Source organism: Thermogemmatispora sp. (assembly GCF_042408735.1).
In the GTDB taxonomy this organism is placed as follows: Bacteria; Chloroflexota; Ktedonobacteria; order Ktedonobacterales; family Ktedonobacteraceae; genus Thermogemmatispora.
In genome coordinates, this window is the sequence record NZ_JBHOQV010000153.1 from 45,443 (window position 1) to 57,781 (window position 12,339).

General features: G+C 62.1%; 10 protein-coding genes. 8 read left to right on the plus strand and 2 right to left on the minus strand.

From position 1 onward, the window contains the following. Nucleotides 1–195: 195 nt before the first annotated feature. The 5 genes from mazG (at nt 196) to ACFMO7_RS17195 (ending at nt 6,102) form a co-directional block, all read left to right on the plus strand. Nucleotides 196–1,737 carry a nucleoside triphosphate pyrophosphohydrolase gene (gene mazG / locus ACFMO7_RS17175; RefSeq protein WP_376796712.1) on the plus strand — a complete coding sequence of 514 codons (1,542 nt, stop codon included), beginning with the start codon at nt 196–198 and terminating at the stop codon, nt 1,735–1,737. A 22-nt stretch (nt 1,738–1,759) separates the two neighbouring features. Then, nucleotides 1,760–2,242 (plus strand): hypothetical protein, encoded by a 483-nt coding sequence (locus tag ACFMO7_RS17180; RefSeq protein ID WP_376796713.1) that lies wholly within the window; start codon nt 1,760–1,762, stop codon nt 2,240–2,242. Nucleotides 2,243–2,265: 23 nt separating this feature from the next. After that, nucleotides 2,266–4,026: a DNA polymerase/3'-5' exonuclease PolX gene (gene polX, locus ACFMO7_RS17185; RefSeq protein ID WP_376796714.1), complete on the plus strand. Its 1,761-nt coding sequence runs from the start codon at nt 2,266–2,268 to the stop codon at nt 4,024–4,026. Between the two features lie 15 nt (nt 4,027–4,041). Continuing rightward, entirely contained in the window at nt 4,042–4,701 is a 660-nt protein-coding gene (locus ACFMO7_RS17190) for a 50S ribosomal protein L25 (protein ID WP_376796715.1), read from the plus strand. Nucleotides 4,702–4,872: 171 nt separating this feature from the next. After that, a complete protein-coding gene (locus tag ACFMO7_RS17195) occupies nt 4,873–6,102 on the plus strand; it encodes a glycosyltransferase (protein WP_376796716.1) in 1,230 nt (409 codons plus the stop codon). A gap of 14 nt (nt 6,103–6,116) precedes the next feature. Here the strand turns inward: ACFMO7_RS17195 and ACFMO7_RS17200 are convergent, their stop codons facing one another. After that, on the minus strand, nt 6,117–6,371 hold the full coding sequence (locus ACFMO7_RS17200; protein ID WP_376796717.1) for a hypothetical protein: 255 nt from the start codon (nt 6,369–6,371) through the stop codon (nt 6,117–6,119). Between the two features lie 453 nt (nt 6,372–6,824). Between ACFMO7_RS17200 and ACFMO7_RS17205 the strand changes: the two genes are divergently transcribed. Continuing rightward, on the plus strand, nt 6,825–7,136 hold the full coding sequence (locus ACFMO7_RS17205; protein WP_162179597.1) for a general stress protein: 312 nt from the start codon (nt 6,825–6,827) through the stop codon (nt 7,134–7,136). A 186-nt stretch (nt 7,137–7,322) separates the two neighbouring features. Here the strand turns inward: ACFMO7_RS17205 and galU are convergent, their stop codons facing one another. Then, complete coding sequence (galU, locus tag ACFMO7_RS17210) at nt 7,323–8,210, minus strand: UTP--glucose-1-phosphate uridylyltransferase GalU (RefSeq protein WP_376796718.1); 888 nt, start codon at nt 8,208–8,210, stop codon at nt 7,323–7,325. An 868-nt stretch (nt 8,211–9,078) separates the two neighbouring features. Here galU and ACFMO7_RS17215 point away from each other — a divergent pair. Then, complete coding sequence (locus ACFMO7_RS17215) at nt 9,079–11,433, plus strand: protein kinase (RefSeq protein WP_376796719.1); 2,355 nt, start codon at nt 9,079–9,081, stop codon at nt 11,431–11,433. Nucleotides 11,434–11,796: 363 nt separating this feature from the next. Further along, on the plus strand, nt 11,797–12,318 hold the full coding sequence (locus ACFMO7_RS17220) for an EXLDI protein (RefSeq protein WP_376796720.1): 522 nt from the start codon (nt 11,797–11,799) through the stop codon (nt 12,316–12,318). The last annotated feature ends 21 nt before the right edge of the window (nt 12,319–12,339 follow it).

Consider the following 12,339-nt stretch of genomic DNA (forward strand, 5'->3'; position numbering starts at 1 on the left):
GCATAACATTTTCCGGTCCCTGGCGACAATCCCTGCTGTAGAGTAGCAGGCAAACAGGCTGGCCAGCCGGTCCACCGGCTAAGGAGCGGCCTCTCTCTCCTGCCTTCTTGCTCTCGCCCCCCTTTGACAGCGTTTCTGACAAGCGCTACACTGTTCCAAGAACAGCGAAAGCGCCGCAGAGAGGACAGAAAGAGTATGTCGGAGCCGCAGATTACGATCCTGGGGCTAGGACCGGGACCGTGGGAGCTGCTGACGCGTGAGGCGTATGAGGTGCTGGTGGAGGCGGCGAAGCGCGGGCAGCCGATCTACTTGCGTACCCTGATTCATCCTATTGTAGAACCCTTGCGCCGAGCCTTACCTGACCTGACGCTGCAATCGTTTGACGCCCTCTACGATGCTGCCCAAGAGTGGGAGACGCTCTATCGGCGCATGGCCGAGACCATCTGCGCGGCTGCCAGCGCTGACCAGGGTGGGCCTGTGATCTACGCCGTGCCGGGTCACCCTCTGGTCGGAGACACCAGTGTCGAGCTGCTACTCCGTCTGGCCAGGGAGCGTGGACTGGAGGTGCGTCTGGTTGCCGGCCTCTCCTTTATCGAGCCGGTCTGTACGGCTCTAGAGCTAGATCCGCTGGAGGCCGGCCTCCAGATCATCGATGCCGTCTCCCTGGCGGCCCTGAGCAGCGAGGAAGTGGCCGGCAAAGTCATACCGACCACCCCTCTGCTGGTCCCCCATCTCTATAACCGGCGCCTGGCCAGTGCCGTCAAACTGGCCCTGGGCGAATGTTATCCTGACGAATGGCAGGTGACCCTGGTCCGACTGAGCGACCAGGCCCAGGAAGCAGCCCGGCTGCAACGCCTGGCCCTCTACGAGCTGGATCGTCAGCCTCTGGTGGACCACCTGACAACGCTCTACGTACCGCCGGTAGAGGCCCTGACAGCCCTGCGCCTCCCCGAGACGCTGCGCTACATCACCATGCGCCTGCGTCGTGAACCCGATGGCTGTCCCTGGGATCGCGAGCAGACTCACCAGACGCTCGTCCCCTTTGTCCTCGAAGAAACGTACGAAGTAGTAGAGGCCCTGGAGGAGAACGACATGGGCAAGCTGGCCGAGGAGCTAGGGGACCTTCTCCTCCAGGTCTATCTGCATGCCGAAATCGCGCGTCAGGAGGGGCACTTTAGCATTGGCGACGTCTTCGAGCAGATCAACGCCAAGCTTATCCGGCGCCATCCTCACGTCTTTGGCGATGTCAAAGTGAGTGGGGCGGGCCAGGTAGTCCAGAACTGGGAAGCCATCAAACGGGCTGAACGCCAGGCGGCGGGTCTGCCGGTTCAGGAAGAAAGCCTGCTCGATCGCGTGCCGCTGGCCTCACCGGCTCTCACCGTAGCTCAGGAATATCAGCGGCGGGCCGCCAAAGTGGGCTTCACCTATGCCGATATGCAGGGCGTCCTTGACAAGGTGACCGAAGAGCTGCGCGAGCTGGCTCAGGCCCGCAGCAAGGAAGAGCGTCAAGAAGAAATGGGGGACCTGCTCTTCATGGTCGCGCGCGCCGCCTCCGAACTCGACATCGACGCCGAGGCCGCCCTGCGGCAGGCCAACCGCAAATTCCGTCGCCGCTTCCGCCTGATGGAAGAACTCGCGCGCAGCGAGGGGCGCCCCTTGCAGGAGCGCAGTCGCCAGGAGCTGCGCTCCCTCTGGCGTCGCGCCAAAGAGCAGCTTGATGCCGCGCCCGAGGCGTGATACGACACAAAGCTATTGCACCATGAGACAGGAATTGCTGGCCTGGTTTGCCCAGGAAGGTCTTCTTCTGCAAAGTATTACAAGTAGTGCAGAGGATCCTGAACATGATGAGATCAAAGTGACCATGCGCGCGCCCGTCGTTGCCCTGGGGCGTGGTCGTCAAGACTTCCGCGAATGTCCTGACCCGGTCCGCTTTGGGTATCCGGAGTCGTGCCTGGAGCTGATGACTCTGGACGACTTTCACTGGTTTATCCTGCGCTGGTTTGAAGCTGCGGTGGCTGCCGGGAAAGCGCGCTGCTTTGTCTGCAACAAAGTGTTGGAGAACGGAGCGAGCCAGCCCTGGGATGCCGTTTTTGTCAGCGCCGACTGGCACTGTTGGCTTGTTGTCCACTTCGACTGCAAACGCTATTTGGGGCGCGATCTCAAAGGGCGCAACCCTTTCGAGATCGAGTTAGGCGAGCCGGAAATATTCGACCTTCACCTGACGGAGCGTGGAGGTCAGTAGAAGAGAGAGGGGAGGCTGTGCCGATGGATAAGAATCAAGTGGCCCAGGCTCTGGAGGAGGTTGCCACCTTACTCCACCTCAAGAAAGATGCCAGCCCGTTTGAAGCGCGGGCTTACGAGAACGCCGCCCGTACCGTCAGCGCGCTCGATGAGGACATTGAGCGTCTGGTCAAGGAGGGACGGCTCAAAGGCATTCCTGGTCTTGGGCCGACCATCAAGCGGCGCATCGAGGAGCTGGTCACCACCGGCCATCTAACCTTTCTGGAGGAACTGCGCGCAGCCACGCCGCCCATCAAGCTGGAGCTGCTGCGCATTCAAGGTCTTGGCCCGCGGCGCATCAACACCATTGTTGATCAGCTCCACATTGCCAGCCTTGAGGAACTCGAGCGGGCCTGTAAAGAGGACCGGGTTGCCGCCCTGCCCGGCTTTGGCCAGAAGACCCAGGAAAAGATTCTCCAGGGCCTGGCCTTCCTGGCCGAGCACGGTCACCGCTACCTCTATCCTGTCGCTGAAGCCGAAGGGGTGCGCATGCGCGATGCCCTGGCCTCCCTCCCCGAGATTGTGCGCGTCCAGGTAGCGGGCAGCCTGCGCCGGAAGCGTGAGACCGTCAAAGATATCGACCTTGTGGCCAGCGTCGCCGACAATGCCGACAGCCTCACTCGTCAGCGTGTCATGAGCTTCTTCACCAGCCAGCCGGGCATAAAGCAGATCGTCAGTAAAGGCGAGACGCGCTCTAGCATCGTCCTGGCGAGCGGCATCCAGATGGACCTGCGCCTGGTCGCGGAGCGCCAGTTTCCCTATGCTCTTCACCACTTCACTGGAGCCAAAGAGCACCATATTCCTTTGAGGCGGCGGGCCCTCAGCATGAACATGACCATCAACGAGTATGGTCTCTTCAAGGGCAAGGAGCCTGAGCTAGAGCTGGTGCCCTGTAAGGACGAGGTTGAGTTTTATGCCGCCCTTGGCCTGGCCTACATTGAGCCTGAGCTGCGCGAAGACATGGGCGAGATCGAAGCCGCCGAGCGCGGCGAGCTGCCTACCCTGGTTGAGGAGCGTGACCTGCGCGGAGTGCTGCACGTCCATTCTACCTGGAGCGATGGCAAGAATACCATTCGCGAGCTGGCCGAGGCCTGCCTTCAGCGCGGCCTCAGCTATCTGGGCATTACCGATCACAGTCAGAGCGTTGGCTACGCCAACGGCCTGAGCATCGAGAATCTAGAGCGCCAGTGGCAAGAGATCGACCGCCTCAACGCTGAGTTTGCCGGTCGCCTCGTCATTCTGAAGGGGACGGAGTGCGACATTCTCAAAGATGGCTCGCTCGACTATCCCGATGAGGTGCTGGCGCGCTTTGACTTTGTCATAGCCTCCATTCACAGCCATTTTACGCTTTCGCCCCAAGAGCAGACTGAGCGCATGCTGCGCGCTATTGCCAACCCGTATGTGACCATCATCGGGCATCCGACGGGGCGCCTCTTGCTTGAACGCCCGGGCTATACTCTGGATATAGAGGCGGTGATCGAGGCCGCCGCGCGGCACGGCGTCTTTATTGAGATCAACGCCAGCCCGCAGCGTCTCGATCTCGACTGGCGCTATGTGCGCAAGGCGCGGGATCGAGGGATCCTGATTCCGATCGATCCCGATGCTCACTCCATTGCGGGCCTCGATGACATGCACTATGGCGTCGGCATTGCCCGCAAAGGCTGGCTCTCCGCCGCCGATGTCCTCAACACGCGGCCGGTGGCTGAGCTGCTGGCCCTCTTGCAACGCAGGAAAGCATCACGCTAAAGGAGGTATCCTGCTATGGCACCAATGGCAGAACTGGAGGTTCAGCGTCGCCAGGTCCTGGGAAAAGCGACCCGGAGACTGCGCCGCCAGGGGATCATCCCCGCCAATATCTTCGGCCACAAGGAGCCCTCTCTGGCCATCCAGCTGGAGGCCACTGCTTTCGAGCGCTTCCGCCGTCAGCATAAGGCTGCCAGCCTGGTCACCCTGCGTATCCCAGGAGACTCGTTTTCCGAGACGGCCCTGGTGCACAGCATCCAACGCGATCCCTGTACTGGCAAGATTCTCCACGTGGATTTCTACCGTGTGAGTCAGGAGGAAGAGGTTGAGGTCAAGGTGCCGCTGCACCTGGTCGGCGATTCTCCCGCGGTCAAGGAGAGCGGTGGTACGCTGCTGCGCCTGCTCGACGCGCTGGAAGTGGCTTGTCGCGCCACCGAAATTCCCGAGGCAATCGAGGTCGATGTCTCGCCGCTTGTTGAGGTGGAGCAGATTCTCCATGCCGGCGAGATCAAACTGCCGCCCAATGTGCGCCTCATAACCGATCCCAACGAGCCCGTGGTGAAGGCGGAGCCGCCTGCCGCTGCCCCCGAAGAGGGCGAAGAGGCCGCAACCGCCACGGCACCGGCTGCTGCGCCCGCTCAGCCGCAGAGTGGCGAGAGCGCCGCAAAAGAGGACTGAGGCGCCCCTCTCTCTCGAGGGCGGGCAAAGACGAACAGGCAGGGGGGAAGGCCCTCCCCAGAGGGCCTATACTCCTGCCTCTCTCTCTGCCCAGACCAGGCACCAGCCAGCGCAAGCAGCAGCCTGCAGGCCGGTCGCCGTCAACACTCTGCCAGGAAGCGAGCGATAGACATGCGTATCATGATCGTCACCGACCAATATCCGCCGATGGTAGGAGGGGTACCTGTCGTCACCCACGACCTGGCCGTCGGCCTGACCGCGCGCGGCCACCAGGTCTGGGTGGTTGCTCCTTGCCAGGGAGCGCGCGACGTCCACCGTATCGAAGAAGGGGTACATGTCTATCGCTTTACCTCGTTCGAGTGGCCGACCTACCGCGATATGCGCATCCCCTTCCTGCCGATCCTGCCCATTCGGCGCCTGCTGAAACAGGGCAACCCTGATGTCATCCATATTCACTCACCGATCGTTCTGGGCAACATCGCCCAGCTATTGGCGGGGGGACTGCGCAAGCCGGTGATTGCCACCAACCACTACTTGCCGATTAACATCAGCCGCACCCTGGCCAGCGATCAGCGCTTCAGCAAGCCTTTCGATACGCTGAGCTATAGCTACCTGATCCACTTCTACAATCGTTGCGAGTACGTGACCACCCCGACTCACACCGCCCTGCGCCTCCTCTACGAACATGGACTGCGCGCGCCGGCGGGGGTCATCTCCAATGGGATTGATCTCAAGAAATTCAGGCCGGGACCGCCCGATGAAGAGGTGCGCCAGCGCTATCGCCTGCCGACTGACCGTCCCCTGATTTTGCATGTCAATCGCCTCAGCGAGGAGAAGAGGGTCAACGTTTTGTTAGAGGCCGTGGCCCGGCTGGGCAGCCGAGCCTACGTTGTGCTGGCGGGTACGGGACCGGCGGAGGCCGAGCTGCGCGCTCAGGCCGCACGTCTGCAGATCGAGGACCGTGTGGCCTTTCTGGGATTTGTGGCCGATCGCGATCTGCTGGCCATCCGGCGGATGGCCGATCTCTTTGTGATCCCCTCAGAGGCCGATCTGCAGAGTCTGGCGACGATGGAGGCGATGGCCTGTGGCCTGCCGGTCGTGGCGGCCAATGCCTATGCGCTGCCAGAGCTGGTTCATCACGGCGAGAACGGACTGCTCTTTGAGCCGGGGAATAGCGTGGAGCTGGCACAGGCCATCGACTATCTCTTGGAGCGCCCCGAGCTGCGCAAGCAGATGGGGGGGAAGAGCCTGGAGATCATTGCACAGCACGACCGTGAGCGCGTCCTTGATCAATGGGAGGCGCTCTATCGGCGTCTGGCCTCAGAATTTGCGCTGGCGCGACAACTGCGAGAGCAGGCCCGACGGGCCTCACGTCTCAGGCGTCCGCCGCTGCCCTCCTGACCTGACGAGGGCAGCTAATAGCAACCCCTCTGGCGACCATGGCGACCGGCCCGCCGCGGATCGATCCAGGAGCGATGCAGCAGACGAGCAAAACCGCGCTCGATATCCCAGCGAAGTTGAGTCGCCTGGTAGCGCAGCCAGCCAAGAACCAGCTCCTGCCAGGTCGGACGCCAAAGAGGGGGCGGCATCCGGCGACGCTCATCGGTGCGGACAAAGACCGGGGCCAGAATCAACGAGCGCGGGCGCTTCTCGAACCTTCGCTCTTCCATGCGGCCTGTAGCTCCTCGGTGTTTCCCTCCAGCAAGCACACGGCAAGACAAACGAAGCACAGCGACGTCTGACGTCTGCGGGTAAGTGTCAGTCAGGTATTCGAGCGGCCATCATAAGAGGCTCTGAGGAAGAGTATAGTGCCTGGAGAGGGATTTGTCCAGGGAACGGCCATCGGCATGCCTCCCTTGGGCCAGGGGCCCTTCGGCGACAGGCGCGGGCCATCAGCCGGCTTCAAGGTAGCAATTCTATGTAGGCCAAAGGGAGAAGAAAGAGGTAGCCATGCCAGACCGGTACCGGAATGACTAAGGATGCCCGTTTCATTGACAAGAATGGGGGATTTCAGTATACTCTTCGCCACAGGCGAGGAGCCTGTATATTTTGTTTTGGCTTGGGAGCTTGCCCGAGCAAAGGGAATGGTGATGGCTACCAGAGAAGAGGAGAAACCGGCGCCGATGTCAACCGTCGAGGCCGGTCGTAAGGGGGGGAGTGTTGTCCGCGACAAATATGGAGGGGAATACTATCGCCAGATAGGCAAGAAGGGAGGTACCGCTCTCAAGGAGAAGCGCGGGAGCGAGTACTATCGCCAGATTGCCCAGAAAGGTGGCCAGGCCAACGTGACAAAGTATGGTCCGGCCCACTTTTCGGAGATGGGGAAGAAGGGTGGCAATGCGACCAAGGCGCGGCAAGACCCCGACTTTTACAGCCGGATCGGTAAGTTGGGAGGGGCAGCCAGGCGTCGGAAGAAAGCGGAGGCACAGGAATAATTCTATCTCATTATGGCGTAAAGCTGCTCTTCTGGCACAAGGCAGCGCTATGATCGCTGGGAGGCCGGGGGAGAGGTCCAGGCCCAATCTGAGATGGCCTGCAAATCCTCTTCGCCCGGCCTCCTATTTGCTGGCCTCCGCTGCCAGGCGCGGCGCCAGGCGCTGCCTCGCCGCCAGTAGTCCAGATCAACTCTCCGATCCCTGGTTCAGCCCCTCCAGAGCCTGGCGAAGGAAGGCGCGCAGGTCGGGCGCCAGCTCGGGACGCTTGAGCGCATAGGTGATCGTTGTGGTCAGCAGTCCCAGACGTGTACCAGTGTCGTAATAGGTGCCAGTGAAGCGTAAGCCGTAGCAGCGTCCCTCGCTGGCCTGTCGCTCGATGGCATCGGTCACCTGAATCTCGCCGCCAGCGCCAGGTGGGGTTTCTTCCAAAAGCGGGAAGATATCGGGAGTCAGAAGATAGCGGCCCATCACCGCCAGATTGGAGGGCGCTTCCTCCCGTGGCGGTTTCTCCACCAGGTGCGTGATGCGCAGCGCCTGCTCCCCTAGCTCCTCCACGGCAGCGATGCCGTAGCTGGAGATCAGGTCATCCGGCACGGGGGCGAGCGCGACCACCGAGCCGCCGTAGCGCTCGTGGATCGCCATCAATTGGGGCAAGCAGGGCGTCTCTTCTGCGACCAGTACGTCGCCCAGCATAACGACAAACGGCTCATCGCCCACCAGAGCACGGGCGCAGAGAATGGCGTGCCCGAGTCCCAGTGGCTCGGGCTGGCGCACAGCGCTGTAGTGCGCCAGCTGATGCACACGCCGCAGCTCCTCCAATTCCTGCAACTTTCCACGTTGCTCTAAAAGCTGTTCCAGCTCGGGAAAGGCGTCGAAATGATCCTCAATAGCGCGCTTGCTCCTGCTGGTGACGAAAATGATCTCCTCGATGCCGCAGGCCACGGCCTCTTCGACAATATATTGCAGAGTTGGCTTATCGACCAGCGGCAGCATCTCTTTGGGGATAACCTTCGTGGCTGGCAGGATGCGCGTGCCCAGTCCCGCCACTGGCAATACGGCTTTGCGAATACGCATTAACCCTCCTTGATTCTTGGCAAGAAAGCGCTCCGGTCTGCCTGCTCCTGGCGTCCAGCCCTATTGTAGCGACCGGGCGCAGTGATGGTCAATCTCAGCCTGGCGGCCTCCACGGCGGGTGAGCCGTGGGAGAGACGGAGAGGGAAGTCTCCCGTTGGAGGAAAAGGCCAGCTGGCTCGTTCTGGCCCACTGGTCATCGATTTCAGGGGGCCCGGCCAGTCTAGCCAGCCTGGCCTTGCCTGTTCGGCTATTGCTATCATAGCATATTCTATGGTCTCTGAGGCGATGCTGAGTATCGAAGGCGCTCCTGGCGCACAACTTCGTGCAGGATAAGGAGAGGGTCGAGCTGGCTCTGGGCTGCCCTCGTCCGGTCCTGGCCCTGGAGTCGGGTGGGGGAACAAAAGGATATGCCAGAAGCCGGGGGATAGGGCGTTCCTAAAAAGCAGAGCGCCCGTGCTGCGTCTGCTTCGCGCTCACTCTCCACCGCGCCTCCGGCGTGGTTGTCTCCAGTTGCCTTGAAGCAGCGGCGGTCTAACGGGTGCCTCTTTCTTGCCTGCTAGATTGATGGGTGGGCGGGCCGGTCTGCTCAGACAGGCGGGCCAGGGTTCGATCTGGCTGCTCTAGCTGTCCGTTGATCTGTCCATCTGGGCCATCGTCTTGCTGAGGGAATGGAGAGAGTCAGGGCAGAGCCTTCCCCTAACCGGGTATGCTGATCCTTGCTCCCCCGGGAGCAATATCCCAGCCGTTTTCTCCTGCTGCAAGAATATGCTATAGTTAACCCTAGACGACATAGCACATTTTTGTAGTGTATGTCCATATATATTTGCAATAGATGAAAAATACTGGGCTGGAGAAAGCGGGGAAGGTAATGCTACGAGAGGGTACGCAGCTAGCCCAGGGTCGCTACCGCCTGGTGCGCTCACTGGGCAGCGGGAGCCTGGGCGAAGTCTACCTGGCTGACGATCTCCACATGCGGCGCCGGGTAGCCATCAAAATTATGACAGCCGAAGCCACAACCGGTGTCGAGGCCACAGCGGCCTCGCAGGCGAGACGATATATCGAACGCGAGTTGAAGGCCATTGCCCGGCTGGATCATCCTCACATTCTAGATCTCTACGATTACGGTGAGGAGCTATGGCAGCGCCTGTTGCTGCTCTACATGGTCATGCCCTATCGGCCCGAAGGCTCGCTGGCGGGCTGGCTGCGCCTGCGTTCACAGCTTGGGCCTTTAAGTCCCCGGGAAGTCAGCGATCTGATCAGCCAGGCTGCCGATGCTCTGCAGCACGCGCACGATCATCAGATCGTTCATCGCAACGTCAAGCCCTCCAATCTGCTGATACAGCTTCATCCCAGGCAGCCGCGGCGTCTTCATCTTCTGCTGAGCGACTTCAGCATTGCTCGCATTGCAGAGGCCAGCTTGACCACGGGCCAGATTATTCGCGGGACACCGACCTATATGGCCCCCGAGCAGTGGGAAGGCCAGCCGACCTGTGCCACCGATCAATATGCGCTGGCCATCATGGCCTACGAGATGCTCACTGGCCAGCCCCCTTTTCAGGGGGGGCCAGGACCCCTGATGTACCAGCACCTGCAGAAGGCGCCACCGCCACCGAGCAGCCAGAATCCGGCCCTCTCGCCGGCCATCGATCGCGTTCTGCTGCAAGCCCTGGCCAAGCGTCCCGAGGAGCGCTTTGGCTCGGTGGCGGCCTTTGCCAGCGCTCTGGAGGAGGCTGTTGCCGGCGGTGCGCCGCTGGCGGAGTTGGAGAAGGGAGGAGAGAGCGAGGCCGGGTGGCTGGACGAGAGCGGCCTGATCGAGGTGCGCCTCGCCATTAGCCGGAGCGAAGCCCGACAGGGAACGCGCCGACGGCTGAATATAGCGGGCGAGGAAGTTGAGGTTGAGATCGGGCCAGGAGTGGTCGATGGGCAGACCCTGCGGGTGGCGGGCTGGCAGCGCCAGGGAACGGGCGCGTCGGCCTCGGCCCCAGCCGAGGCGGAGGAGGCTTTGCCGGACCTCTTATTGAAACTTGATGTGGTGCCAGACGAGCTGCTGACCAGTCTCCCAGGAGGTAGCGGCCCAGGCCCGGCCATGCCAGTCAGCGTGACGGCCGGCGTCCCAGCAGTATCCGGCGCCTTTGATGTTCCTCAACTGCCTTTCCCGTCATCTTCGCCGTTTGTGCCGCAGGCGCCCTGGCCTTCCTGGCCAGGAAGGAGTGAGTCGGGACAGGCAGTGCCTGTCAGTGGCACCGGGACCTTTCCCCTCGTCTCTTCCCTGGGGCAGGAGCCTGTTGTTCGTACGGCGCGGCCTCAGCATCTGCCAGGTTCGACAGGCCACTATCAGGCTGCCTCCGAAGCGCCAGCCGCGCCTGCTCCTACGAAAACGGGTCCCCTGCCGGTCTCTCCCCCAAGCGGTCAGGGGACAACGGAACTGCGGCGCCTGGTTCGCCCGCGGCGACGCAGCGCGGTCCAGGTTGTGACTGTGCTGGTAGTCCTCGTCCTGCTCTTTGCCAGCAGCGGCCTTCTGGCCTACTTTCTGGTGACAAGCCAGCCTGCCTTTCTCCGCAGCGGTAGCCAGAGCGGGAGATCCTGGGAGAAGGTAACTACAGCCAGGGCGGCACAGGGGCCGGTGACAGAAAACCAGATGGAGGCTCGGGCTGGCACTACCCCACAGAGCGCCCAGCCGGCGGCCACGGCCACGGTGCGCGCTCTACAAGGGGCCACGGCCACGGTTCAGGCCCAAGAGCGCGCCCAGGCCCAGGCAACGGCCGCTGCTCAGGCCCAGGCGCGAGCGCAACTGGCCGCCACCGCCAGTGCCCAGGCCGCGCCGCCCTTGCTGGTGGCCGACAGGGTAAGTTTGCAGGCCCACCCTGGGACCAGCAGCAGCGACTGTCTTTACGCCTTGCCGGCAGTAGATAGCAGCGGCTACCCCGGCTGGTCCTGTAGCCTGACGCTCAGCAGTCGGGGGTCAGCCCAGCAAAACCTGGCCTGGTCCACAAGCATTGCTGGCCCCGGCGGCAACGGCAGTCTCTGGCCGGTTCCGGCGGGCGAAGGCGGTCGCAGCGATATCTATCTGCTCCCGGCCAGTGGGCAGATTCGTCCCCAGGGAATGCAGCAGGTGCGCGTCATCGTGCGTGACTTCTCCCAAGGCACAGGTTGTCCCAGCAGCTACCTCTTGCGCTTCAGCGGACCGAGCAACTACGTCGATGTGCTCTGGAGCTGCTCCTGACCAGCCGGCCTGGACCCAGGCTCAGAAAAGATCGGCAGACTGCCGATAGATTGACCTCTTCGCCCGCAGCTCCGCTTGGCGGCGACCGCAGCCTGGGACCTGGATTCAGGAAGCGGTCTCCTCCTGGCCGCGGTTGCCGCCAGCCTGGTCGCCGCCCTGCGACCCTTGACAGTATACGTATACATATGTTATCCTTTCCCCGGCGCTGACGGTATACATATACGTAGCCATATATGGATAATCTGCCCTGGGAACCTGCCGAGGGGGAGCGGGGCGGGACTGTGTGACAAGGCTGGAGATGAGCGCTCCTGGTGCCTCGTCGGAAGAGAGGGCACTGGGAAGCGCGGACGGGAGGTACCGAGATTGCCCAATCGCACCATCTATGTAGCAGATGCCGATCTGCCGATCTTTGAGAAAGCTCAGCAACTGGCGGGTGGCAACCTTTCGGCTACTATCGCGGCAGCTCTGCGCCGTTTTGTGGAACGAGAGGAGGCGAGGCGTGCCGGCTTTGAGGAAATCACCGTCAGGGTGGGGAAGGTCGCCCGTGTCTATAAACGTTTCTGGGGGCGTCTGCTGGCCCGCGGCCTGACCCGCCAGCCAGAGAGGGGGCGCGAGATTAGCTATCGTGTCTATCAGACCCGCAAAGGGAAGTTCGCTGTCTACATCCGCGAAGGGCCTGACTGGAGTGACTGGCGTGCCTGGTCACGGCAGTCCTGGCTCTCTCGCCAGTGGGCCTGCTGGCCTCAGGATTACGACTATCGGCTGGAGATCTACGACTCGTTAGAGGATCTGTGCGGCCACGTGCCGCCGGAACTCTATGAGGCCGTCTGTCAGGTGGTCAAAGCCGATCACGAGGAGGACGGGATAGAGTTTCTGGACATCTAGCGGCGGACGATCTGCCGGCTC

Excerpts from the sequence above, each read along its gene's own strand:
- mazG (WP_376796712.1), top strand. The coding sequence starts at position 196 with ATGTCGGAGCCGCAGATTACGATCCTGGGGCTAGGACCGGGACCGTGG.
- ACFMO7_RS17180 (WP_376796713.1), top strand. The coding sequence starts at position 1,760 with ATGAGACAGGAATTGCTGGCCTGGTTTGCCCAGGAAGGTCTTCTTCTG.
- polX (WP_376796714.1), top strand. The coding sequence starts at position 2,266 with ATGGATAAGAATCAAGTGGCCCAGGCTCTGGAGGAGGTTGCCACCTTA.
- ACFMO7_RS17190 (WP_376796715.1), top strand. The coding sequence starts at position 4,042 with ATGGCACCAATGGCAGAACTGGAGGTTCAGCGTCGCCAGGTCCTGGGA.
- ACFMO7_RS17195 (WP_376796716.1), top strand. The coding sequence starts at position 4,873 with ATGCGTATCATGATCGTCACCGACCAATATCCGCCGATGGTAGGAGGG.
- ACFMO7_RS17200 (WP_376796717.1), bottom strand. The coding sequence starts at position 6,371 with ATGGAAGAGCGAAGGTTCGAGAAGCGCCCGCGCTCGTTGATTCTGGCC.
- ACFMO7_RS17205 (WP_162179597.1), top strand. The coding sequence starts at position 6,825 with ATGTCAACCGTCGAGGCCGGTCGTAAGGGGGGGAGTGTTGTCCGCGAC.
- galU (WP_376796718.1), bottom strand. The coding sequence starts at position 8,210 with ATGCGTATTCGCAAAGCCGTATTGCCAGTGGCGGGACTGGGCACGCGC.
- ACFMO7_RS17215 (WP_376796719.1), top strand. The coding sequence starts at position 9,079 with ATGCTACGAGAGGGTACGCAGCTAGCCCAGGGTCGCTACCGCCTGGTG.